This window comes from Pseudomaricurvus hydrocarbonicus (assembly GCF_011602365.1).
Taxonomy (GTDB): Bacteria; Pseudomonadota; Gammaproteobacteria; order Pseudomonadales; family Cellvibrionaceae; genus Pseudomaricurvus; species Pseudomaricurvus hydrocarbonicus.
Map to the genome: position 1 here is coordinate 1 of NZ_JAAONZ010000002.1, position 24,153 is coordinate 24,153.

The following is a 24,153-nucleotide window of genomic DNA, read 5'->3' on the forward strand; positions in this document are numbered from 1 at the left end:
GACTATGCCGATCAGGAACTGGAAGCCCGCGCTAAACCGGTTTACTATCGAATTTGGTGAGCGGGTAACGGCTCATCTTTGACGCGTCACGGGACGTTTACACAGTTATCAGGACACTCTCGTTGCGGGAGCTTGCGATCCGAATTACCCACGAACAGTAGACACCTACAAGCCTAACCCATTACCCCAACACATCCACCTGACTTAACACCTTGTCGACCAGGGCGTAACCGCTCTGGTCGCCATAGTCGGCCGCGTCGCGCAATCGATGGGCCGCCACCGCTGGCATGACCTGCTGAATGTCTTCAGGCAGCACATGTCCGCGGCCATGGATCATGGCCCAGGTTTTGGCGCAGCGCAGCAATGCCAAAGCGCCACGGGTGGATAAGCCATAGGCAAAGTCCGGCGAGGTGCGGGTGAAGTTGACCAACCGCTGCAGATACAAGAGCAATGCCTCGCTGGCCTGAACGTCATCCACTTTGGCTTGTATCTCGGCCAACTGCTGCAGAGTAATGCGAGGGCTCAGCTCCGCCAGCCGCCGGGACGGGTCTGTGCCCTTGTAGATGGCCATCTCCGCTGCCGGATTCGGATACCCCAGCTCAATGCGCATTAAGAAGCGATCCAGCTGTGATTCCGGCAGCGGGAACGTGCCCGACTGGCTGGAGGGGTTTTGCGTGGCGATGACGAAAAAAGGATCTTCCAGTTGCCGGGTCTCCCCTTCCACCGTCACCTGATACTCGGCCATGGCTTCCAGCAAGGCACTTTGGGTTTTGGGCGTGGTGCGGTTGATTTCGTCGGCCAGCAGGACTTGGGTAAATACCGGGCCGGGATGAAACGTAAAACGGTTGGAAGCGCGATCAAACACCGACACCCCGAGAATATCCGAGGGCAATAAATCACTGGTAAACTGCACCCGGTTGTACTCCAGCCCCAGCACATTGGCCAGCGCATGCGCCAGTGTGGTTTTGCCCATACCGGGTAAATCTTCCAGCAACAAATGGCCGCGGGCAAACAGGCAGGTTAAAGCCATCTTCACCTGCTCGTCTTTGCCCAACAGCACCTGGCCAATATCGTCGATGAGGGCCTTGATCAGTTTATCCATAATGTCTTTTTTATCCGTTGAAGCACACACACCCGAGCTTTAGTAACTAGTTTCTAGTTTCTAGTTTCTAGTTTCTAGTTTCTAGTTTCCAGAATGTTACAACGCCGCAATGCCCCGCTGCAGATCCTTGATCAGATCCTTCACGTCTTCGAGGCCGACGGACACCCGAATCAGATTTTCGGTAATGCCGGCCTGGGCTTTTTCTTCGTCCGACAAACGTCCATGCGTGGTTGTCGCCGGGTGCACAATGGTGGATTTGGCATCGCCGAGGTTAGCGGTCAGTGACATGATTTTGGTCGCATCGATAAAGCGCCAGGCGGCGGCCTGATCACCCTTTACCTGAAACGACAGTACCCCACCAAAGCCGCGCTGTTGTTGCGCCGCCAGTTCATGCCCAGGGTGGTCTTTGAGGCCGGCGTAATAGACCTTGTCGATCTCTGGCTGCGCATCCAGCCATTCTGCCATCGCCAGGGCGTTGGCAGAATGGGCGTCCATGCGCAGTCGCAGCGTCTCCAGGCCCTTCAGGAACACCCAGGCATTGAACGGGCTCATGGTCGGACCCGCGGTGCGCAGAAAGACCACCAGCTCATCCATGTACTTTTTAGGACCGACGACAACACCGCCGACACAGCGTCCCTGGCCGTCCAGGTATTTGGTGGCCGAGTGCACCACAATGTCCGCGCCCAATTCCAAAGGCTTTTGCAGTGCCGGTGTACAGAAACAGTTATCCACCACCAGCAAGCTGTCGTTGCGTTTGGCGATCGCTGACAGGGCCTTGAGGTCTATGACATCGCACAAGGGGTTAGACGGTGTTTCCAAAAACAGGATACGGGTTTTTTCCGTCAGCGCCGCCTCCCATTCACCCAGATCCGTGGCGGTAACAAAGGTAATGTCTACCCCGAATTTTTTGAAATAACGGTTAAACATCGCCGTGGTGGTACCAAACACACTGCGTGAGCACACCACATGGTCGCCCGCTTCCAGCAGTGCCATGCAGGTCGAAAGGATAGCAGCCATCCCCGAAGCCGTTGCCACGGCCGCCTCGCCACCTTCCAATGCCGCGATGCGATCCTGAAACATGCGCACCGTGGGATTGGTGTAACGCGAGTACACATTCCCGGGATCTTCGCCCGTGAAGCGAGCCGCCGCCGCTGCTGCAGATTCAAACACGTAGCTGGAGGTGGTGAAGATCGGTTCACTGTGCTCGCCTTCGGCGGAACGGGTTTGACCCGCTCGCACAGCCAGAGTGTCGATGCCGGCATCGAGATAAGGATCGTCAAAGTCTGTCATTGCCATTCCCTCTTAACTGCTGAACAGTATTTCTGTGTCTGGGTCCATGAACCACCTTGATCCAACCTGGGGTCCATAAACTTGTGAATAAAAGTCGTGCGAACAATCATCGCTTGTTAGCAAACAAAAAACGGCAGCCCATGGCTGCCGTTTACAATGTAATCAATGATACTCAGCGAGCATCAGGCATTAGCCTAACCCCACATCATCACCGTCGCCATTGTGCAGGCCTATGACAGTATTCTCGCCTTCATCATTATGTTTGTCACCCTTGGATTTTTGATTGTCATTACGAGCGGCATCCAGTTGGTACAGGTACTCCTCGTTCACATCTCCGGTGACGTATTCGCCTGTGAATACCGAACAATCAAACCCTTTGATGTTTTCGTTACCTTCACGGGATGCAGCAATCAGATCATCCAGGTCCTGATAGATCAACCAGTCAGCCCCGATTTCTTCACACACTTCCTGGTCGGTACGGCCATGAGCAATCAGCTCTTTGGCGCTGGGCATGTCAATGCCGTAGACGTTGGGGTATTTAACCGCTGGGGCCGCAGAGGCAAAATACACCTTGGCGGCACCGGCTTCCCGAGCCATTTGAATAATCTGCTGACAGGTCGTGCCGCGGACAATGGAGTCATCCACCAGCATCACGTTTTTACCTTCAAACTCCAGGCGAATCGGGTTCAGTTTCTGGCGCACCGACTTACGGCGCTCTTTCTGGCCCGGCATAATGAAAGTACGTCCGATGTAGCGGTTTTTCACCAGACCTTCACGGAATTTCACCCCCAGCACATGGGCCAGGGCCTGGCCGGCAACCCGACTGCTATCAGGAATCGGAACCACTACATCAATATCGTGATCGGGGCGCTCTTTGAGAATTTTCTCCGCCAGGCGCTCGCCCTGACGCAGCCGCGACTTGTACACCGAGACCCCATCCATGATGGAATCCGGACGAGCAAAATACACATGTTCAAAAATACAGGGGGCCAGCTCGACCACGTCAGAACACTGTTTGGAGTGCAATTCTCCCTCGCCGGTAATAAAAATCGCTTCACCGGGTTTAACATCGCGCATCAGTGTGTAGCCCAGCACATCCAGCGCCACACTTTCCGAGGCGACCATGTACTCGGTGCCCTTCTTGGTTTCGCGCTTGCCGAAGACCAGGGGTCGAATGCCGTGCGGATCGCGGAAAGCCACCAGGCCATAATTTGCAATCAAGGCAACACAGGCATAACCACCCCGGATGCGCTTCTGCATACCTTCGACGGCGGCAAAAATATCTTCCGCCATCGGCTGTAACTTGTTGCGTTTCAGCAATTCCTGAGCGAAGACGTTCAACAGCACTTCGGAGTCAGAGTCGGTATTTACGTGACGCATGTCAGTGCGATACAGCTCATCGCTCACTTCCGCCGCATTGGTTAAATTGCCGTTATGCGCCAGCGCAATACCATAGGGGGAGTTGACGTAAAACGGTTGCGCCAGCGCCGGCCCAGAACTGCCGGCAGTTGGGTAGCGCACGTGACCAATACCCGAGTGCCCCACCAGCCGTTGCATGTGACGGGTACGAAACACATCGCGGACCAAACCATTGGCCTTCTGCTGAGAGAAGCGACCGTTATGGCAGGTCAGGATACCCGCAGCATCCTGACCCCGATGCTGCAGCATCGTCAGGGCGTCATATAACTGCAGATTGACGTCACTTTTTCCGACCACACCAACAATGCCGCACATACTAGACTTACCTCACCTTGCAAACAGGTTTACCGATTAAATTAGAAAAAAGAGACAAATTTGTCCGAAATCAAGCTTCCTGCCTGCCTTGCCCAATCTTCCATGGTTAAAAAATGGGGAATCACCACTGATTGCCGCCACCAGGGGTCCTGATCCACAGGCACCAACGGCGGTAATAACAATAAAATGGCCAACACAACCACCCCGCCTCGGGCCAGGCCGAAAATCATGCCAAACAGGCGATCCGTGCCAGAAAGCCCGGTCATCCGGACGAGTTCACCGATTAAATAGTTAACCATCGCCCCCACAATGAGGGTCGCGGTAAAAAGGCCACCAAAAGCGATCATTTGTCTGACAGAGGGGGTTGGAATGGTATCCGCCAGCAGTGCCGCCAGCGGTTGATGAAATGTCATCGCCACAAGGAAAGCCGCCGCCCAGCACACCAGAGAAAGGGCCTCTTTTACGAATCCTCGCTTAAGACCGATAAGGCTGGAGACAGCAAGAATGCCGATAATCGTCCAATCCGCCCAATTCATAAATAGTAACTGCCGGGGTTGTGCATTTGATGGACGGCATTCTAACAAAGGCTAGGCCTTATCACCTAGACCTAATTACGGATTAATTATCCTGCTTCAGGGGGTAAAACGCACAATCAAGGCGTCGATTTTCAGCGATTTATCCAAAGTCGCCTTCAATCCTGTGGCTTTTTCACGGTTAATTTTAGGCCCAACGTAGACCCGGGTCACCTTGCCCTTAGAGGTTTGCAGCGTCCGGGTGAAGGCGGGGAAATCATCTTTCAGGAGCTTATCTCTCAGCGCAATGGCTCGCTCTTCCTGGGTAAAACTGGCCACCTGCACCAGCCAGGCGCCTGGCAGCCCCTGTGCATCCAGAATGTTACGATCGGGCTCGGGCTGTTTTTGCACCACCGGAGTGGGGGTTTTAGATGCCGCAGTGGCGCTTTCCTTCACCGGCGTGGCCTCGACTTCTGGTGCTTTAGCCGCTGCCCCCTCAGTTTCCGGCGGTGTGAGCTCCGCCTCGGGAATGATGCGGTACATCTCCTCCACCGGTTTCATCGGCTCAATATCCGCGTTCCTCTCTGGAGCTCGGACTTCTACGGGCTGAATACCCGGCGCTGGCGGGATTTGGGTGGTGTGATTCACAGACCGACGGTGCTCGGGCTCAAATAACAGCGGCACAAAAAGTACCCCCAGAGCCAACAAGACCAAAGCCCCTACCAAGCGTTGTTTCAACCCGTCATCCACAAGTAAACCTTTCCTTAACCAAACCCAACAACCATGCTGACCCAATAAGAGCCGTTTTTAGACCGTGAGGACCTTGCGCCTTAAATCGATTATTCGCATTAAAACAGGGTCTAATCGAACCCCCTGCTAATCAACACGCCCTCAATCCGGGGCTATCGCTCAAGCATCACAGCCGAAAACAGACAATGCCTCAGCCACTGTAAAAAAGGAACCCATGATCACTACCCGGTCATTTTGAGCCACCCGCCCTTTCAGGTACGCGATGGCTTCAGGCACATTGACATGCACCGTAGACGGGCAGCCCAATTGCTCCAGATCTTGCGCTAACTGCGCAGCCGAGGCCGCGCGGCTATTGTCGGGCAGGCCCGCCACATGCCACTCAGAAATCAGTGGCTTCAATGCCAGAAACACCCCGGCACGATCCTTATCCGCCATCATGGCCACGATGCAATGAGTCTCGCCGTCACAGGTTTCGCCAACCAGCCGCTCAGCCAGCATTTCTGCGGCGGCCGGGTTGTGGGCCACATCCAGCAAAAAGTGAGTCCCGCCGTGCTGCACTCTCTGGGCGCGACCGGACAACGTCAGGTTCTCCAGCAAAGACGACAAATGCTCAGGCAGTGGCTTGCCCAACAGCACAAAGCCCTGCAGAGCGGCTGCCACACTGGGCAAAGGCAATTTTGGCAAAGGCAAGTTTTCCCGCTGCAGCAATCCCCCCTCTTCCGTCACACCCTGCCAGGACCAGCGCTTGTGCACAGGATCCAAAGTCATATTGAGGGACATGCCCATCGCCACCCAATAGGCGCCAATATCGTGGGCATAATCCGCCACCGACGAGGGCGCCTGTTCATCGGCACAAATCGCCCAGCGGTGCGGTCGATAGATACCGGCTTTTTCAAAGCCAATGACATTGATGTCCGACCCCAGCCACTCCTCGTGATCCAGCGCGATGGAGGTCACTATAGACACATCGGCATCCACAATATTCACCGCGTCCAAGCGCCCCCCCAGCCCCACTTCCAGCAACATCACATCCACCTGCTGCTGGTGAAATATATCAATGGCGGCCAGGGTGCCGAACTCAAAATACGTCAGGGAAATATCCCCCCGCGCCTGATCAATGCGCTCGAAAGATTCACAGATCTGCTGGTCTGTCACCGTTTGACCGCCAACGCGAATACGCTCGTTATAACGCTGTAAATGCGGCGAGGTAAATGCCCCCACACTGACCCCTTGGGCGACGCACAAAGCCTCCAAAGTGGCTACGCAGGACCCTTTGCCATTGGTCCCGGCCACAGACACGACCTGTGCATCGGGCGTCAGTAACTGCATGCGCTCTGCAACCGTCCGGACCCGCTCGAGTCCCATATCTATTTCGGAGCTGTGCAGTTTTTCCTGCCAGGTCAACCAGTCATTTAATTCGGTATATCTCATTAACTTTCCTGAACATCCAGCCACTCAACATTCTACCCATCAGGCGGCCAGAATCGAAACATCGCTGGTTATTGTCGTAGTTATATTAAGCGTTGTTTTAACTGAACTGTCCATGCGCTGCAATAGTTATAAAAAAAGCCCCTTAAAGGGGCTTTTTTTAAAGGAGGCTTCATTCTAGCACGTTAATTGCCGGAACCCGTCGCCGCAAGAGGTCAACACCAGGGACCTGTCTGCGCGGTCCGCTTCACGCACGCCTCTTCCAAACGCCTGGCAAATCAGGCAGCCGGGCGCTCGGTAAATTTGGTCAACAGGCTGCTGAGCCTCTCGCGCATCTCATGACGGGGGATAATCATGTCAATTGCACCGTGCTCCAACAGAAACTCACTCAACTGGAACCCTTTTGGCAGTTTCTGACGGATGGTTTGCTCAATGATGTTGGGACCGGCAAAACCCGCGCGAGCGCCAGGCTCTGCCGCATTGATATCACCCAGCAACGCCAGACTGGCAGAAACCCCGCCGTAAACCGGGTCCGTCATGATTGAAATGTAGGGGGTACCCTGCTGTTTCAAACGCTCAATCACAGCACTGGTTTTGGCCATCTGCATCAACGAGATCAACGCTTCCTGCATACGGGCTCCACCCGTGGCGGAGAAGCAGATCAAAGGGATGTCTTCTTTTAAAGCCACCTGGGCTGCGCGAGTGAACTTTTCACCGACCACGTAGCCCATGGAGCCACCGTGAAAGGCAAATTCAAAGGCGACCGCCACAACCGGCAAGCCGTTCAATTCGCCCCGCATGGCCACCAGAGCATCTTTCTCGCCCGTGCTTTTTTGAGCGGACACCAGACGATCCTTGTATTTTTTCACATCTTTGAACTTCAGATGATCGATCGGCTCCACATCGGTGGCCAACTCTTCACGATTATTTTCATCGAGGAAAATATCGAGACGTTTACGAGCGCCGATACGCATGTGGTGCTCACACTTGGGGCAAACATCCAGATTGCGCTCCAGCTCGGGACGATAAAGCACCGCGCTGCATTTAACACACTTTTTCCACAATCCCTCAGGCACTTTGCTCTGGCCACGAGAGCGTTGAGAACCACGCTGTGAACGCACAACGTTGGGAACAATTTTGTCTAACCAACTCATAATGTCAGATCCCTTGTTTAGCCGTATGCGTACCATAGCACACCGCTATTTGTTGTTATTTGACCCAGTCGAGCATCGACCTCGAAACTGGGCTTATTTCAATCTCTACCGAATAACGTTTCCAGCATCCGGCAAAACCAGTGGGTTTGCCTTCAACGTCACCCGCTTTAACCTCGAGCCGGGTTTATTTAAAGCGGGCAATTAATACCGGGTTAATGCCTGACTGTAATAGCGCCTGCGCCTATACCGTCCCGCGTTTAACCCGCACAGGGTATTACCCCATGCAATTTCAACTCTCGCGTCAGCCAAAAGCCAGCAGCGCACCCACTACAGAAGCCAGCAGCACACCGACTAAGACGCCAACTCATCCAGCCCCTGACGGATAGGGGCTATCAACTCAACCACAGCCCCAGCAATAGCTTCCGGGCTTTGATCCGCCATCGCGCCCATGCGATCGACCAACAAACTGCCGACCACAGCACCGTCAGCGTATTGACCAATGGCCTTGGCAGTTGAAGCATCTTTAATGCCAAAACCCACACAAATCGGCAAGTCGGTGATCTTCCGCAAATCGGACAATTTGGCCTCTACTGAGGCCACGTCCAAATGACCGGCACCGGTGACACCTTTCAATGAAACATAGTACAGAAAGCCACTGGCCAGTTTGGCAATGCTTTCGGCGCGCTCATTGGATGTGGTGGGTGCCAGCAGGAAGATATTTTCAATCCCGGCTTTTTTCAGCTCCACGTTCAATGGCGCAGCCTCTTCCGGGGGTAAATCGACGGTCAGCAGGCCATCAACGCCAGCGTCACTGGCCTGAACCGCAAAAGCCTCATACCCCATCCGCTCTACCGGGTTGGCATACCCCATCAAAACGACGGGTGTGCCATTATTGGTTTCGCGAAAAGCCTTGACCACCGCCATTGTAGACTTCAGTGAGGTCTTATTAGCCAGAGCCCGTTCGTGCCCCAAAGCGATAACAGGCCCCTCAGCCATTGGGTCTGAAAAAGGCACACCCAGTTCAATAATATCGACACCCGCTTCGACCATCGCATGCATCGTCGTTAACGTGGCCTCAGGTATCGGGTCCCCACAGACGATGTAAGTCACCAGCGCTTTACGACCTTGTTGTTTGGCCTCTGCCAAACGTGCAGTTATACGATTCATCAATCCTTACACCTCAATCCCGTCAATGGCAGCAACGGTCAGAATATCTTTATCACCACGACCCGACAGGTTAACCACAATAATCTGATCCTTATCCATGGTTTTCGCCAGTTTCTCGGCATAGGCCAGCGCATGACTGGACTCCAGCGCCGGCATAATTCCCTCGACCTGGGTCAGGGTTCGGAAGGCGGCCATCGCCTCATCATCATTAATCGCCACGTACTCGGCGCGACCGATGTCTTTCAACCAGGCGTGTTCTGGGCCGACACCAGGGTAATCAAGGCCCGCGGAGACAGAATGGGTTTCTATGATTTGACCGTCTTCGTCTTCCATCAGGTACGTGCGATTGCCATGCAGAACACCGGGAATACCGTCGTTCAAAGGGGCTGCGTGCTTGCCCGTTTCAACACCATAGCCACCCGCTTCAACGCCGTAAATTTTAACCCCTTCATCTTCCAAAAACGGGTGAAACAAGCCAATCGCATTGGAGCCTCCACCGACACAGGCCACCAGCGCGTCAGGCAGCTTGCCCGCCTGCTTCAAACACTGCTCGCGAGCTTCACGGCCGATCACACACTGAAAATCACGGACCAGCTGCGGGTAGGGGTGAGGCCCCGCCACGGTGCCAATGATGTAAAAAGTATCGTCGACGTTGGTCACCCAATCGCGCATGGCTTCGTTCATGGCATCTTTCAGGGTGCGCGAGCCAGACTCTACCGGGTGTACGGTCGCCCCCAGCAACTTCATCCGGTAGACATTCAACGATTGGCGCTGAACATCTTCAGCCCCCATGTAGACTTCACACTTCAGCCCCAAACGAGCGGCAACGGTCGCCGATGCCACACCGTGCTGCCCCGCTCCGGTTTCGGCAATGATGCGGGATTTACCGCTGTATTTCGCCAACAGCGCCTGACCAATAGTATTGTTTACCTTATGGGCGCCAGTGTGGTTCAGATCTTCACGCTTCAGGTAAATCTGCGCTCCCCCCAACTCCCGACTCCAGCGCTCGGCATGATACAGCGGGGATGGACGTCCAACGTAATGGGCCAGGTCGTAATCAAATTCTTTCTGAAACTCAGGATCGTTTTTCAGACGGGTGTACATTTTTTCCAGCTCATCCAGAGCGGGCATCAGGGTTTCCGATACAAAGCGCCCGCCATAGGGGCCAAAATGTCCTTGCGCATCTGGAAACTGGGAATAGTCTACAGCTGCCTTTTTCTCGATATCACTCACTGCTTTTCTCCGCTTTCGCATGGCGAACAAACGCCATCATTTTGTCAGTGTCTTTTTGTCCCGGTGAAGCCTCAACTCCCCCGCTCACATCAACACCATATATTTTCGTGGCCGCGATCGCCTGGCCGACATTCTTTGGGGTCAGCCCTCCTGCCAGTACCACTGGCACCAGACTTTCGCCTGGCACCCGCTGCCAATCAAAGGTGTCCCCGGTTCCGCCCGGGACGCCGGGGCGATAAGCATCCAGTAAAATACCTACCGCAGAAGTGAACTTCGCCATCGTTGCTGATACATCCAAACCTTCCTTCATGCGTAATGCTTTCAAATAAGGCCGCTGAAACTGTCGACAATAGTCTTCGTCTTCGTCCCCGTGGAACTGTAATACGTGCAGTGGCACTTGCTGCAAAATATCAAATACTGCATCTGAGCCTTCATTCACAAACAACCCCACCACCGTCACAAAGGGTCCGACACTGCGGGCAATTTCGGCAGCCTGGGCAACACTGACCGCCCTTGGGCTGTTACGGTAAAACACCAATCCGATAGCGTCGGCGCCTGCGGCGACTGCGGCCTGCGCATCCGCCACACTGGTGATGCCACAAATTTTAACTCGAACGGATTGGGTCATAGTGCGCCTGATCATTTGTACGGGTTGATGCTCAGCTCTAACCCAAAATTTCCAGCTCACCCAGATGAATGCATCAATATCAAGATCGGTGCCATCAACCGGCTGAACTCAGCAATATTTTTACTTCAATCAGCAGACACAACACAATCTGCCTCTCGGAAACGATAAATTTTTAGGGGCCGATACTACCAGATATCCACTTTAAATGCTGTATTCAAGCACCCTGGCGTCCAAATTCACCCAACCCTTCAGGGAAGTACGCCGGACCGGGAGCCACCACCGGTAAACCAAACTCTTCGGGGTAGGCAATGGCCACCAGGTGCAAGCCATTCGGCTTCGCGGTGACTCCGGCTTTACGGCGATCACAGGCCCGCAACACATCCGCAGTCCAGGCCACCGGCTGCTCACCAGCCCCTATCGCCAACAACACCCCCATGATATTGCGCACCATATGATGCAAAAAGGCATTGGCCTGAACTTCAACGACCACCAGATCCCCTTTGCGGGCAATATCCAGATAGTGAATTCGGCGCACGGGGCTGCGGGCCTGGCACTGGGCAGCCCTAAATGAGGTGAAATCATGTTCTCCAATCAACGCTTTGGATGCTTCGCGCATGGCCGACACATCCAGCGCCTGCCGAACCCAGGTCATCTGCTGATAGCCCAATGCCGGGCGTGCTGGCGTATTGGCAATGACATATCGATAGGTGCGATGACGGGCACTGAAACGCGCATGAAAGTACGGACTTACCGGCTGAGCCCATTTGACACTGACCGAGTCCGGCAGTAACGCATTCACACCACGCGTCCAGGCTTTAACGGGGCGAACGGACAGAGTATCGAAATGCACCACCTGATTGGTTCCATGCACACCGGCGTCGGTTCGACCTGCACAGATAAGCGTCACCGGCTCATCCGCAACCTGTGATAACGCTTTTTCCAGCCGCTCTTGCACCGTATCAACACCGCTGGGCTGCTTCTGGAAACCGTGAAAGGAAGCGCCGTTGTATTCAACACTCAGAGCCACACGGTGCATGGTTTCCGGAAACACCCCGTCCTGCAGTATTTCACCGTTACGCACATAGGGCTTTTGCCTGGGGGGGTAAACTGACGACATAATCTCTCAAACAATCAATGAAGCACACAACCAAGACAGACCGTCTTTTCCATGCGCACCAACCTCTGCCTCACAAAAAAGGCCCTGCGTACGCATTGTACACAAGGCCTTAATCACACCAAAAGGGATTAAACCCCAGAGCCTGAGACCACTTAACCGATACGGGTTAACAGCTCTTCGGCTTCCTGCTTCTGCACGTCGTTACCTTCAACAACCACTTCACCGAGAATATCTTTCGCCCCATCCTGGTCACCCATATCAATATAAGCTCGCGCCAGGTCCAGTTTAGTAGCCGCTTCATCGGTATCCGCCAGGAAATCCAGTTCAGCGTCGATATCTTCATCACCAAAGGCGTCCTCCGGTGACGGCAAGTCATTTAAGGCTTTAGTGAACACATCCTCCTCGGAAAGACTCTCCTCGGCCCCCAATTCTTCCAGATTCAGTCCGAGATCTGCAGCCAAGTCAAATTCGGCGTCATCTGTATCCGCCCCGCCGTCCTCCAGCAGAGCCTCGGCATCATCCAAGTCAAAGGCTTCGAAGGATGCCAGATCAAGTGCTTCAGCGCTGCCTTCCAAATCAAGGGACTCAGCGCCGTCTTCCAAATCAAGAGTTTCAGCGCTGTCTTCCAGATCAAGGGACTCAGCACTGTCCTCTAAAGCAAAGGCATCAGCGGAATCCAACTCCACAGTGGCCGCCAGGTCGACATCAGGAACGCCAGCTTCAGGCGCATCATCCGCCCCCAACGTAGGAATGTCATCCAGAGAGAGCTCGTCCAAACTTAAAGCGTCTGTTCCTTCATCCGTATCCTCAAACTCAGCGCCGTCGGTCTCAACACGACTCGCTCCAACGGCTTCACTGTCAAAATCCATCAGCGGCAGCGCAGAGCCATGAGTAAGGTCTTCGTCCAAAGCGGACAACTCTTCGTCCAGGCTCGACAGCTCATCATCCAACGAAACCAGCTTGTCGTCTTCTTCGCCAAACAGGTCATCAGCAAAGTCCATATTTGAGGACAACGCATCCACTTCCTCGTCCAACGCGGCCAAATCCAGATCATCCATATCCAGATCAAAGGCGTCTTCGTCCGAATCACCCGACTCTAGATCCAGGGCCGTCTCAGTAGAATCCGCAGGCAGCTCCAGATCCAGGTCCAGGGAATCCGTGGAATCGATTTCATCATTTAGCGCTGAGGCCAGCTTTTCTTGCGGCTCGTCCAACTCCAATGAGAAGGTGTCTTCAGCCATCCCCTCATCCAGCCCCAAATCGAGATCAATCTCCAGCTCATCAACTTCGGCATCGTCTTCGGCACTATCCAGATCAAAGTCCAGCGACAGCTCATCATCCAGCGAATCAAGTGCAACGGTCTCTGCTTCGGTATCAGGCTTGGGTTTGGCGGCTGTTAATTCAGACTCGAAACTCAACCCAAAGTTTTCACCCAGGGACAGATCATCGTTCTCAGCCGCTTTTTCATCACCACTGGCCTCGTTCAGACCCAGCTCCAGATCCACTTCGTCAAAGTCCAGATCTTCTTTGTCGAAGTTCAGGTCTTCTTTGTCAAAGTTCAGGTCTTCTTTGTCAAAGTTCAGGTCTTCTTTGTCAAAGTCCAAGCTCTCTTTGTCGAAGCTGAATTCTTCGCTATCGAACGCAAACTCGTCATCACCGGATGAATCATCGTCGAGACCAGCGAACACCTCAGTCTCGGCGGGCAGCTCGAAAGTATCCTCAGGGGCATCAACATTTAGCTGGGCTTTGAGGTCATCGGCACGCGCAATCGATGCATCATCCCCCTGCATAACGATTTCGGCATACTGGTAGTCAAACTTCTCCTCGTCCTGAGTTTCGAGGTAGACCTCCATCAGCTTCAGGCGAGCAGCGGTGTTGCTTGCATCGGCATCAATTGCCTTCTGCAGCATCTCTTCCGCCTGATCAAATTTCCCATAGGCAATGTAGATATCAGCCTCGCCGACAACATCATCGGTTTCCGCTTCCGTGGGAGCGACCTCATCCAGATCAGCGAAATCATCTTCGTCGGCCAGGTTTATGTCTTCTTCAAGGGCGGGCTCAAAATCTTCCGCCACACCCGCTCCCAGCGCTGACTCCAGCATATCGGAATCTTTATCGACGCCTGCAACATTGCCACCGATTGGCTCCAGTGTCTCATCTTCACTGGCTTGACGACGGCGCAACAGCAACAATACCGCCGCGAAAATAGCAAGCAGTCCACCGCCAATGTAGAGGATATTGTCCATGACCATATCCATGAACGACGGCTCTTTAGGCTTGGCCGAGCGCACTACCTTACTGGCATCAGGCTTGGCAGGCGCTGCTTTTACCTCCGGCTGTGCCGGTGCCTCTACCTGGGGCTTAACTTGCGCCTGCGCCTCGAGAGCAGCCGCTGCTTCTGTATTTTGTTGCGTCCCCAACTGTAATGCCCGCAGCTCTTGACTGGAGACTTCCAGTAACCGCTCCATGGTATCAATCTGATCTTCCAGTTCGGTCACGCGATCTTTAAGGTCAGAATTTTCCCGCCGGGAGCTGTCTAACTGCTCTAAAGAAATGGCCAATTCATTTTGCAGGGCTTCAGCGTCTCCACCGACTTCACCCGCCGCACGCCCAGCCTGTAAGGACTCAGCAGCCTCTGCACCAGAGACTTTCAACCGACCAGACACGCCTGTCGCGGTAGAACCAGATACTCCGCTCTGGCGCTTGCTGCCATCCAGTTGCGCCCCTACCGGCTCGCCATCCCCGCCGGACCACTGAGAATTCTGTTGCGCGACTTCGCTGATGGCTTGCCGAACGCCAACACTGTCGATGTCGGAACTGGCCGGCACACGCAGCACCTGCCCCTTGCGCAACAGGTTGATATTGCCATTAATAAAGGCTTCAGGGTTCAGGCGTTGAATCGCCAGCATAGTCTGCTGGACAGAGTATTCACGACCAGGGCGCACCTTAAGGGCAATTTCCCAGAGTGTGTCATTTGAGCCAACAGGCCCATAAACACCGTCTTGTGACCCCGCCGAAGCCGGGGAAGCCGTAGAGCGAGCCTGCGGCCGGGGGGCCTCGGGCTGCTGTGCTGATGGCCGGGCCGCTTGTGTGCGGGTGGCCTGCGGCTGCGCGGGTAAAGTTCTTGCCGAGGTGGTGCGGGCACTCTGAACCGCCGCAGTACGATCCTCCGAGAAGACGGGCAAATCCATCAGCAGAGTATATTCGCGCAAAATGCGACCATTGGGCCACTGGCTTTCAAGCAGGAAATTTAAATAAGGTTCCATGACGGGCTTGCTGCTGGTCACACGGATGACAGGCCCGGCTTTGGCCTCAAGATCCACCTCAAAACGCAGGTCCGATAAGAAAAAGACACGATCAATCCCGACCCGCTGGAAATCTTCACGGGAAGCCAGGCTGATCAGAATTTCATTTTCGGTAAGCTCCCGAGCTTGCAACAACTTAATTTCAGCTTGTAACGGCTGATTTAATGTTGAAAACAGCTTGATCTCACCCAAACCCAGAGCGCTGGCCATTTCGGCCCCAAGTGCACTCGCCAGACCCACTGCTAACGCCAGCTTACGAAGACGCATAGAACGTTCCTTTTATTATCTCCCTGGCCCCCAAGCGCCACCCCATTTCTGATCCGATATCCATATCGGCATGGCTCAGGTGAACCCGACAATCATCGACGAAGCGGGAGCAAGCGCCCCCAAACCTCGAATGGTTCTTCATTAATGGCCGTAAGTATTCATTATAAATAGCTTTTTATCAACAAGGCGCCTTTGTTTCAGGCCGCGATGCTCAATGCTTTGCACAAATAACTTGACGCGTGCCTCATTTTACAAAGGGCACCTATTGACAGCCACCGATGGAATTTGATTTCTAAAAAAGCGCTTTGGATGCCAACATCAGGCAAAACTGAAAGACAACAAAGAGACTGAAAGCGATTGTAAAAGAGAATGCCAAACAAGACGACCAGGCTGGAGATGCAAATCTATACAACTAAAGAATAAGAAACCCCTTCTGCCTTACCTGCTGGTATAGACAGAAGGAGCGGACGCCCTGAATCAGAGGCATTTAACCCGACTAGGACTCAATCAGGATACGCAGCATACGGCGCAAGGGCTCGGCAGCCCCCCACAGCAACTGATCACCGACAGTAAAGGCATTCAGGTACTCAGGCCCCATGTTCATTTTACGCAGACGCCCCACCGGCACCGACAAAGTACCCGTCACCTTGGTTGGCGTGAGCTCGCGCAGAGTGATATCACGGTCGTTGGGCACAAACTTGGCCCACTCATTGGCCTCGGAGAGGATAGACTCCACTTCGGTCAGTGGCACATCTTGCTTGAGCTTGATGGTCAGTGCCTGGCTGTGACAACGCATAGCGCCAATACGGACACAGGTACCGTCAATGGCAATCGGCGAGTCACTGCGACCCAGAATCTTGTTGGTTTCCGCCTGCCCTTTCCACTCTTCGCGACTCTGGCCATTGTCCAACTGGGTATCAATAAACGGCAGCAAACTGCCCGCCAGCGGGTGCCCAAACTGATCGGTTGGGAATTCACCACTGCGCATGGCGTCTGCAATTTTGCGGTCAATATCGAGAATAGCACTGGCGGGATCCGCCAACTCCGGGGCCACAGCATCGCGCAGAGAACCCATCTGGGAGATCAACTCGCGCATATTCTGTGCGCCGGCACCACTGGCCGCCTGATAAGTCATGGCTGACACCCACTCAATCAGGTCTTCCTTGAACAGCCCACCCAGCCCCATCAACATCAGGCTGACAGTGCAATTGCCGCCAATGAAGTTTTTCACCCCATTGGTCAAGCCATCTTTAATGACATTCTGATTCACCGGGTCCAGGACAATGATCGCATCCTTGGACATACGCAGACTGGATGCCGCGTCAATCCAATAGCCATTCCAGCCGGACGCTCGCAAATCGGCAAACACGGATTTGGTGTAATCGCCCCCCTGACAGGACACGATGGCATCCAGTGTGGCCAATTGTTTAATATCGCGCGCGTCTTTGAGAGCGGGAATGTCCTTGCCAATCGCAGGACCCTGCCCACCCACATTAGAAGTCGTAAAAAAAACCGGTTCAATATCAGCAAAATCGTTTTCTGCCAACATCCGCTCCATCAACACAGAGCCAACCATCCCACGCCAACCTACAAAACCTACACGCATCGTACCCTCTCAACTACATTTGAAAGTGGAAAATTTAGGGGGAAATAATAACACATTTGAGAAAAGAATACCGGGACACGGGGTAAAGCGGACCCGCAAACAGCCGCCAGCCCGCACCGCCCCTGGCATTGAGACTTTTACAGCAGTCAAAACAACCAAGCCCCTGGAGGGCGACACAGCAGCCTGCCGTACGCCCCAGGATAATGGTCAGGCAGACAATTAATGAGCTGCCAGCAGCGCCTTGACAACCGCATCACCCATTTCAGAGGTGGACACTTTAGTCATTCCAGCCGACATAATGTCACCGGTGCGCAGCCCCTGATCCAACACATTTGACACAGCGGCCTCCACACTGTCGGCTGAATCCCCTGCCGCCAGTGAGTAGCGCAGCAACATAGCCGCCGACATAATCGTCGCCAGGGGGTTGGCAATGCCCTGGCCGGCAATGTCCGGCGCCGAGCCGTGCGAGGGCTCATAAAAGCCCTGACTGCCTTCGTTTAATGAAGCCGATGGCAACATGCCAATCGAACCGGTCAGCATGGATGCCTCATCCGAGAGGATATCGCCAAACAGGTTGCCGGTTACAATCACGTCAAACTGCTTCGGATTCACCACCAGCTGCATGGCCGCGTTATCCACGTACATGTGGCTCAGCTCAACGTCCGGATAGTCCTTGGCGACCTCTTCCATCACTTCACGCCACAACACCGACACTTCCATGACGTTCGCCTTGTCCACTGAGCAGACTCGCTTGCCCCGCTTCTGCGCGGAATCAAACGCGACCTTACCAATGCGACGAATTTCGGACTCGCTGTAGACGTCGGTGTTGTAACCCTGACGTTCACCGTTTTCCAGGGTGCGAATGCCCCGCGGGCCACCAAAGTAGATACCGCCGGTCAGCTCGCGCACGATCAAAATATCCAGTCCTGCCACCAGTTCCGGCTTCAGCGGTGAGGCATCGGCCAATTGCTTGAAAGTGATCGCTGGACGCAGGTTGGCAAACAGATCCAAATCAGCGCGAATATCCAGTAAACCGGCCTCCGGACGCAGATGGCGCTCGGTTTTACCGTCCCACTGGGGACCACCCACAGAACCAAACAAAATAGCGTCGGCGGCGCGCGCCTTTTCACGGGTTTCTTCCGGGTAAGGATGGCCGTAGGCGTCGTAAGCACGCCCGCCCAACATCCCCTCCACAAAATTCAGGCCCAGACCGTCTTTTTCATTCACCGCTTCCAGCACCTTGCGGGCTTCCGCGATGATCTCGGGGCCGATACCGTCCCCTTCCATGATCAGTACATTTTTACTCATTTTAATTCCTCTCAATTCCACTCAGGGCCCATCAACATCTTTCAACAAGACGCTTCAACAATCGATCTCAACGACAGTTCTCAACAACCGGTTTCAACGACAGTTCTCAACAACCGGTTTCAACGACAGTTCTCAACAACAGCACACTCCGTGCTCTGCACGTCATGCGCCTGATCAGTTATTGAATGAGGCTGCCCCCTGACTCGAGGGCCTGATTCGTCATGCGCCGGGCTGGATAGCGCCAAATAACCACGGTGCCTGCTGTTGACGCTTTTCTTCGTAAGCTCGAATCGCATCCGCTTCCCGCAACGTCAAGCCAATATCGTCCAAACCGTTCAGCAAGCAGTGTTTGCGGAACTCATCAATCTCAAAACTGAAGGTTTCACCGGAAGGCGTGGTGACCACTTGCTCAGCCAAATCAATCGACAGCTCGTAGCCCTCGTTTGCGTACATTTCCTGAAACAGTTGATCAACAATTTCTGCAGACAGAATGATCGGCAATAAACCGTTTTTAAACGAATTATTAAAGAAAATATCCGCAAAACTGGGCGCAATAATTGCGCGAAAACCATAGTCATCCAACGCCCAGGGGGCGTGTTCACGACTGGAGCCGCAACCGAAGTTCTCACGGGCCAACAGGACTTTTGCACCCTCGTAGCGGGGGAAGTTCAGCGGAAAATCCTTGTTCAACGGGCGACCGGTACAATCCTGATCCGGCAGGCCCTCGTCCAGATAGCGCAGTTCATCAAACAGGTTTTTGCCAAAACCGGTACGCTTGATGGATTTCAAAAAGTTTTTCGGGATAATCATATCCGTATCGACATTGGCGCGATCCATAGGAGCGGCAATACCAGTCACTTGAGTAAAGCTTTTCATCAGTTTTGCTCCTTAAGCCTGAGACGTGAGATCACGGACGTCTATAAAGTGACCCGCCACCGCCGCAGCCGCAGCCATCGCAGGACTCACCAGATGAGTGCGGCCACCATACCCCTGACGACCTTCAAAATTGCGGTTCGAGGTAGACGCGCAATGCTCTCCGTTACCCAATTTATCCGCGTTCATGGCCAGGCACATTGAACAGCCCGGCTCGCGCCACTCGAAACCGGCCGCAACCAGAATCTTATCCAGACCCTCGGCTTCGGCCTGGGCTTTCACCTGACCGGAACCCGGAACCACCATAGCCTGTATTACAGAGCTGGCGACCTGGCGACCCTTGGCCACTGCGGCGGCGGCGCGAATGTCCTCAATACGGGAGTTGGTGCAGGAGCCGATAAACACACGATCCACAGCGATATCGGTGATGTTCTGACCCGCCGTCAACCCCATGTACTGCAATGCGCGCTCGATACCGGTTTTCTTCACCGGATCGGCTTCTTGGGCAGGATCCGGCACCCGGGCGTCAACCGGCAGTACCATTTCCGGCGAAGTTCCCCAGCTCACCTGGGGTTTGATGCTGGCACCGTCAATTTCGACCACCTTGTCAAACTCGGCGTCGACATCGCTGACCAACTCTTTCCAGTTGGCGACGGCGGCATCCCACTGCTCTTCGTTTGGCGCGTAGGTGCGGCCCTTGACGTAATCAATGGTCGTGTCGTCCACAGCCACCATACCCGCTCGTGCACCGGCCTCGATCGCCATGTTACAGACGGTCATACGACCTTCCATGGACATATCGCGGAAGACCTGACCACCGAATTCCATCGCATAACCGGTGCCACCGGCTGTGCCGATGTTGGCAATGATGGCCAGCACAACGTCTTTCGGCGTCACACCCGGCGCCAACTCTCCGTCGACCTTGATCAACAGATTTTTCATTTTTTTGGCCACCAGGCACTGGGTTGCCATCACGTGCTCAACTTCGGAGGTACCGATGCCATGCGCCAACGCGCCCAAAGCACCATTGGTGGCCGTATGGGAGTCACCACAAACGATGGTCATACCCGGCAGGCAGGCACCGCTTTCAGGGCCAATGACGTGAACAATGCCCTGACGGTTGTCGTTGATTTTAAACTCAACAATACCGAATTCGTCGCAGTTATCGTCCAGAGTCTGCACCTGAATACGCGATACGGGATCTTCAATGCCCTGCACTCCAGAAGCGCGCTCGACAGCCGTGGTGGGAACATTGTGATCCGGCGTCGCCAGGATACTGTCTACACGCCACGGCTTACGCCCGGCCAGACGCAGTCCCTCAAAGGCCTGCGGCGTAGTCACTTCGTGAATAATATGGCGATCGATATAAATTAACGCCGAGCCGTCATCTCGCTCTTTTACGAGATGGGCATCCCAAAGCTTGTCGTAGAGGGTCTTACCCGCCATTGGAAACCTCACTTGTTCTATCAACGGTTGTTTTGGACCCGATCTCATTGGGCAGGTTGCTGCGCCTTGCCAAAAAAATCACACACGGCTTCGCGGTGCCAGCCATCGGGTCTCGTATTCATTCTGTCCCGGACAGTTTACTAACCCACTTCGAATAAGACAAATTCATCTTTTTTATAAATTGCATTCCTGTTTGGAATGAATTTAAATGCCCTTATGGACACTCAACACCTGAAAGCCTTTATTACCGTCGCCCGACTGGAGTCCTTTACGGAAGCCGCTGAGCAACTGCACCTGACACAACCGGCCATCAGCAAGCGCATCTCGGCCCTGGAACAGCAACTGAACTGTCGCCTGTTTGACCGCATCGGCCGTGGTATCTCCTTAACCGAAGCCGGAGAGGCCCTGTTGCCGAAAGCTGAGAAAATCCTGCAGGACGTCAGTGATACCGAATTGGCCCTATCCAATCTGTCCGGCAATGTCGGCGGCACCCTAAAACTGGCCACCAGCCATCACATAGGCCTGCACCATCTGCCGCAGCTGTTGAAGCTCTACACCCGGGAATACCCTGAGGTCACCCTGGATCTGGATTTCATGGATTCGGAAAAAGCCTACGCTGCCATCAATCGCGGCGAAGTCGAACTGGCCATCATTACCCTGTCGGAACACCAACCGGTTAACATGGCGGCAATTCCCCTCTGGGAAGACCCGCTGGCATTTGTGGTCGCGGCGGATCATCCACTGGCAACGGTCGAGACACCGGACCTCTCCCAACTCAGTCACCTCCCCGCCATACTGCCCGACACCAGCACTCAAACCACACAGCTGGTGGCTCAATTGTTCGACAACAACCGCTGCGGTCTAATGCTAAGCATGACCACCAATTACCTGGAAACCATCAAGATGATGGTTTCCATCGGCCTCGGCTGGAGTGCCCTCCCGGAAACCATGGTTGACGATCAACTCAAAAAGATCGTCTTGCCAGGCATAACCCTGACCCGTGACCTGGGCTGCATTCATCATCGGGAACGCACCCTGAGCAATGCCGCCAGAGCCTTTATTCAGGCACTTCAATCTTAATGCTTACCTTGCCCAGCACCGTCAAAGTCGCAGCGACGTAACACTCAGACTGCCGAACACCGCACAAACACAACAGTCATAACGCTCACATCAACACCTGCTTATAACTTTTGATTACAATAAGCCCCTGTTCAGTCTCATTGATCACAACTCTCTGAACCTATAAAAAAACAAGGAAAACACCATGACAAACATTTCACGATTTCTGCTGGGCTCGGTTTTTGCTGCCAGTGCGAGTATCTGCCAGGCTGATGTGATCGGCCTGTATTCGGGCGTTGGCATTTGGCAATCAGACAGCAGCGGCAACGTTGGCAAGTCCGCCATTAACACCAATGACCTGGGTATCGATGACAGCAACAGTAATTTCATCTATGTGGCTGTTGAGCATCCACTGCCATTCATCCCCAATCTGCGCTTGCAGCAAACCAGCCTTGATCAGGATGGCACATCCACAATAGATTCCGGTTTCACCAGTGACGATGTCACTTTTGCTGCCGGAGACATGCTTCGCACCACTCTGGATCTCACTCACCAGGACATCGTGCTGTACTATGAAATTCTGGATAACTGGGTAAATCTGGACCTGGGAATCAGCTTTCGACGCTTTGACGGGGCCTTAAAAGTCACCAGTGGCAATCAACAGGAATCCATCAGCCTGGAAGGTTTTTTACCGATGGTTTATGGGGACGCTCAATTTGATCTGCCTTTAACTGGCCTCTCATTTGGAGCAACCGTCACCGGAACCCAATTCAATCACGATACCGTGACAGACTATTCGGTAAGACTTGCCTACCAATCTGACATCATCCCGTTTATGGATTTAGGTATCGAAGCGGGCTACCGGGAAATGACTCTGGACATGGATGAGCTGGACGATCTGCAAGCTGACCTCACCATCAACGGTCCCTACGCAGCTGTCACCTTGCACTTTTGATGGTCACCTTGCACGTTTAATCCTCGGCGCCTTATTAATTTCCAATTAATCGCCCGCGTGATTCATTGGCTCCCGATTAAGTGGTTACGCCCTTTTTAATAAGTGGCTGTGCAGTGTTTAATCAGTGAATGGGACTTTTGAAGAAGTGGTTGTGTACTTTTGAAGAAGTGGTTGTGTACTTTTAAACAGCAACGGCACACCGGTATAGCGCTGACGCCCATCAGCGTTATACCTCATCTAATAGGTCATCGTTGCCATAATACCTGCATTCAGTGAAGGCGTACTGTTCAGTAAAGACGTACTGGAGGGCTCGGCACTTTAACGCCTCGCCACCAAAAGGTTTTCCGATTGCTGTTTGGCGAAATTGGCTTCCTTGGTATCATCATTCAGCAACGCAACCAGTGCCGACTGATACCAACGGGCTGCGGCCCGTTGACGGAAGAAATTTACTTCAGCCTTACCGCTTCCAATTTGCAGCTTCCACTGCAGCAACTGCTCCGACATTTCGGCTGACTGCTGCCATAACTTTCGAGACAACTTCAGCTTTTCATTGCGATTGGCACCTTCCGCCGCTAACGCCAGGGTATCGCCTGCATTGCGCAAGATCCTTTCCGCCAGAGCCTGCATTTGGGCAGCCTCTTTGGGGTCCGTCGCAGCTATCGCCTTTTCCCACAGTTCTTCGGCGATCCCATAAGCCTGCTCTGCATCCTCAACATTACGCTCCACCAACCCCCTGTACAGCGCTTTACGATCTTTGCCCTGATCACTTTCGTCAAAGTAAGCAGCAATACTGATGGCCAACTGAAAAACCTGCTTTCGCGCACTGCTCTCCTGTTTACGTTTGGCCAGAGCTCCGCTCCAGTCTCCGCTTTGCTGCATGGCGTTCGCGAAGGTATTGTTTTCCCTCACCGCCCAGGACATCACTCGGCTTTGCTCCAGCGCCGCCTGAATATCAGGCACAGCCTGAACTTCAAACTTACCCACTAACAGGGAACTTTGCTGCTGTACACACTGATCACGCCAGTTTGCATCAGCAATAGACTTGCAGGGCGCATCCGCGACAGCCAGCGCTGACCACACAAACAACACGCCACCAATGGATGTTTTCCACATGAGCACTCTCCATGATTATTATATTTTTATCGTTATGAGCGTTTTCAAGACAAAGGCTGAGACCTCTTAGAACGCTTATTTTTATGTACACAACCGAACATAACGT

19 protein-coding genes are annotated in these 24,153 nt (G+C 53.8%); 2 read left to right on the plus strand and 17 right to left on the minus strand.

From position 1 onward, the window contains the following. Positions 1 to 181 precede the first annotated feature (181 nt). The 16 genes from G8770_RS02330 to leuC all read right to left on the minus strand — a co-directional run bounded on the left by G8770_RS02330 (position 182) and on the right by leuC (position 20,920). A complete protein-coding gene (locus G8770_RS02330; protein ID WP_167181397.1) occupies positions 182 to 1,102 on the minus strand; it encodes an AAA family ATPase in 921 nt (306 codons plus the stop codon). Positions 1,103 to 1,198: 96 nt separating this feature from the next. Then, positions 1,199 to 2,392, minus strand: coding sequence for an O-succinylhomoserine sulfhydrylase (locus G8770_RS02335; protein ID WP_167181399.1), 1,194 nt, complete (start codon positions 2,390 to 2,392; stop codon positions 1,199 to 1,201). Between the two features lie 189 nt (positions 2,393 to 2,581). After that, a complete protein-coding gene (purF, locus tag G8770_RS02340; protein WP_167181401.1) occupies positions 2,582 to 4,126 on the minus strand; it encodes an amidophosphoribosyltransferase in 1,545 nt (514 codons plus the stop codon). A gap of 41 nt (positions 4,127 to 4,167) precedes the next feature. Next, positions 4,168 to 4,662, minus strand: coding sequence for a CvpA family protein (locus tag G8770_RS02345; RefSeq protein ID WP_167181403.1), 495 nt, complete (start codon positions 4,660 to 4,662; stop codon positions 4,168 to 4,170). Between the two features lie 96 nt (positions 4,663 to 4,758). Next, positions 4,759 to 5,388, minus strand: a complete 630-nt coding sequence (locus tag G8770_RS02350) for an SPOR domain-containing protein (RefSeq protein WP_167181405.1) — start codon at positions 5,386 to 5,388, stop codon at positions 4,759 to 4,761. A gap of 159 nt (positions 5,389 to 5,547) precedes the next feature. Then, on the minus strand, positions 5,548 to 6,819 hold the full coding sequence (folC, locus tag G8770_RS02355) for a bifunctional tetrahydrofolate synthase/dihydrofolate synthase (protein ID WP_167181407.1): 1,272 nt from the start codon (positions 6,817 to 6,819) through the stop codon (positions 5,548 to 5,550). 275 nt (positions 6,820 to 7,094) lie between these two features. Further along, positions 7,095 to 7,970, minus strand: a complete 876-nt coding sequence (gene accD / locus G8770_RS02360; RefSeq protein ID WP_167181409.1) for an acetyl-CoA carboxylase, carboxyltransferase subunit beta — start codon at positions 7,968 to 7,970, stop codon at positions 7,095 to 7,097. 351 nt (positions 7,971 to 8,321) lie between these two features. Continuing rightward, positions 8,322 to 9,137 (minus strand): tryptophan synthase subunit alpha, encoded by an 816-nt coding sequence (trpA, locus tag G8770_RS02365; protein WP_167181411.1) that lies wholly within the window; start codon positions 9,135 to 9,137, stop codon positions 8,322 to 8,324. Positions 9,138 to 9,143: 6 nt separating this feature from the next. Further along, positions 9,144 to 10,361 carry a tryptophan synthase subunit beta gene (gene trpB, locus G8770_RS02370; RefSeq protein WP_425049903.1) on the minus strand — a complete coding sequence of 406 codons (1,218 nt, stop codon included), beginning with the start codon at positions 10,359 to 10,361 and terminating at the stop codon, positions 9,144 to 9,146. Position 10,362: 1 nt separating this feature from the next. Then, positions 10,363 to 10,998 (minus strand): phosphoribosylanthranilate isomerase, encoded by a 636-nt coding sequence (locus tag G8770_RS02375; protein WP_167181414.1) that lies wholly within the window; start codon positions 10,996 to 10,998, stop codon positions 10,363 to 10,365. 214 nt (positions 10,999 to 11,212) lie between these two features. Further along, positions 11,213 to 12,115: a tRNA pseudouridine(38-40) synthase TruA gene (gene truA, locus G8770_RS02380; RefSeq protein WP_167181416.1), complete on the minus strand. Its 903-nt coding sequence runs from the start codon at positions 12,113 to 12,115 to the stop codon at positions 11,213 to 11,215. A 152-nt stretch (positions 12,116 to 12,267) separates the two neighbouring features. Then, positions 12,268 to 15,687 (minus strand): FimV/HubP family polar landmark protein, encoded by a 3,420-nt coding sequence (locus tag G8770_RS02385; RefSeq protein ID WP_167181418.1) that lies wholly within the window; start codon positions 15,685 to 15,687, stop codon positions 12,268 to 12,270. Positions 15,688 to 16,183: 496 nt separating this feature from the next. Continuing rightward, positions 16,184 to 17,293 carry an aspartate-semialdehyde dehydrogenase gene (gene asd, locus G8770_RS02390; protein ID WP_167181420.1) on the minus strand — a complete coding sequence of 370 codons (1,110 nt, stop codon included), beginning with the start codon at positions 17,291 to 17,293 and terminating at the stop codon, positions 16,184 to 16,186. Positions 17,294 to 17,512: 219 nt separating this feature from the next. Next, positions 17,513 to 18,601 carry a 3-isopropylmalate dehydrogenase gene (gene leuB, locus G8770_RS02395; RefSeq protein ID WP_167181422.1) on the minus strand — a complete coding sequence of 363 codons (1,089 nt, stop codon included), beginning with the start codon at positions 18,599 to 18,601 and terminating at the stop codon, positions 17,513 to 17,515. Positions 18,602 to 18,820: 219 nt separating this feature from the next. Then, the gene (gene leuD / locus G8770_RS02400; RefSeq protein WP_167181424.1) at positions 18,821 to 19,477 is read right to left on the minus strand and encodes a 3-isopropylmalate dehydratase small subunit; all 657 of its coding nucleotides are present in this window, start codon (positions 19,475 to 19,477) and stop codon (positions 18,821 to 18,823) included. Between the two features lie 12 nt (positions 19,478 to 19,489). After that, on the minus strand, positions 19,490 to 20,920 hold the full coding sequence (leuC, locus tag G8770_RS02405) for a 3-isopropylmalate dehydratase large subunit (protein WP_167181426.1): 1,431 nt from the start codon (positions 20,918 to 20,920) through the stop codon (positions 19,490 to 19,492). Between the two features lie 216 nt (positions 20,921 to 21,136). On the opposite strand from leuC, the gene G8770_RS02410 reads away from it, so the two are divergent. After that, positions 21,137 to 22,000 carry a LysR family transcriptional regulator gene (locus G8770_RS02410; RefSeq protein ID WP_167181428.1) on the plus strand — a complete coding sequence of 288 codons (864 nt, stop codon included), beginning with the start codon at positions 21,137 to 21,139 and terminating at the stop codon, positions 21,998 to 22,000. Between the two features lie 184 nt (positions 22,001 to 22,184). Beyond that, positions 22,185 to 22,934: a TIGR04219 family outer membrane beta-barrel protein gene (locus G8770_RS02415; RefSeq protein ID WP_167181430.1), complete on the plus strand. Its 750-nt coding sequence runs from the start codon at positions 22,185 to 22,187 to the stop codon at positions 22,932 to 22,934. Between the two features lie 318 nt (positions 22,935 to 23,252). Here G8770_RS02415 and G8770_RS02420 read toward each other — a convergent pair whose 3' ends face one another. Continuing rightward, positions 23,253 to 24,047, minus strand: coding sequence for a hypothetical protein (locus tag G8770_RS02420; RefSeq protein WP_167181432.1), 795 nt, complete (start codon positions 24,045 to 24,047; stop codon positions 23,253 to 23,255). Positions 24,048 to 24,153 lie beyond the last annotated feature (106 nt).

Bases quoted from the DNA above. Each gene is read 5' to 3' on its own strand.
- G8770_RS02330 (WP_167181397.1), bottom strand. From the start codon at position 1,102: ATGGATAAACTGATCAAGGCCCTCATCGACGATATTGGCCAGGTGCTG.
- G8770_RS02335 (WP_167181399.1), bottom strand. From the start codon at position 2,392: ATGACAGACTTTGACGATCCTTATCTCGATGCCGGCATCGACACTCTG.
- purF (WP_167181401.1), bottom strand. From the start codon at position 4,126: ATGTGCGGCATTGTTGGTGTGGTCGGAAAAAGTGACGTCAATCTGCAG.
- G8770_RS02345 (WP_167181403.1), bottom strand. From the start codon at position 4,662: ATGAATTGGGCGGATTGGACGATTATCGGCATTCTTGCTGTCTCCAGC.
- folC (WP_167181407.1), bottom strand. From the start codon at position 6,819: ATGAGATATACCGAATTAAATGACTGGTTGACCTGGCAGGAAAAACTG.
- accD (WP_167181409.1), bottom strand. From the start codon at position 7,970: ATGAGTTGGTTAGACAAAATTGTTCCCAACGTTGTGCGTTCACAGCGT.
- trpA (WP_167181411.1), bottom strand. From the start codon at position 9,137: ATGAATCGTATAACTGCACGTTTGGCAGAGGCCAAACAACAAGGTCGT.
- G8770_RS02375 (WP_167181414.1), bottom strand. From the start codon at position 10,998: ATGACCCAATCCGTTCGAGTTAAAATTTGTGGCATCACCAGTGTGGCG.
- truA (WP_167181416.1), bottom strand. From the start codon at position 12,115: ATGTCGTCAGTTTACCCCCCCAGGCAAAAGCCCTATGTGCGTAACGGT.
- G8770_RS02385 (WP_167181418.1), bottom strand. From the start codon at position 15,687: ATGCGTCTTCGTAAGCTGGCGTTAGCAGTGGGTCTGGCGAGTGCACTT.
- asd (WP_167181420.1), bottom strand. From the start codon at position 17,293: ATGCGTGTAGGTTTTGTAGGTTGGCGTGGGATGGTTGGCTCTGTGTTG.
- leuB (WP_167181422.1), bottom strand. From the start codon at position 18,601: ATGAGTAAAAATGTACTGATCATGGAAGGGGACGGTATCGGCCCCGAG.
- leuD (WP_167181424.1), bottom strand. From the start codon at position 19,477: ATGAAAAGCTTTACTCAAGTGACTGGTATTGCCGCTCCTATGGATCGC.
- leuC (WP_167181426.1), bottom strand. From the start codon at position 20,920: ATGGCGGGTAAGACCCTCTACGACAAGCTTTGGGATGCCCATCTCGTA.
- G8770_RS02410 (WP_167181428.1), top strand. From the start codon at position 21,137: ATGGACACTCAACACCTGAAAGCCTTTATTACCGTCGCCCGACTGGAG.
- G8770_RS02415 (WP_167181430.1), top strand. From the start codon at position 22,185: ATGACAAACATTTCACGATTTCTGCTGGGCTCGGTTTTTGCTGCCAGT.
- G8770_RS02420 (WP_167181432.1), bottom strand. From the start codon at position 24,047: ATGTGGAAAACATCCATTGGTGGCGTGTTGTTTGTGTGGTCAGCGCTG.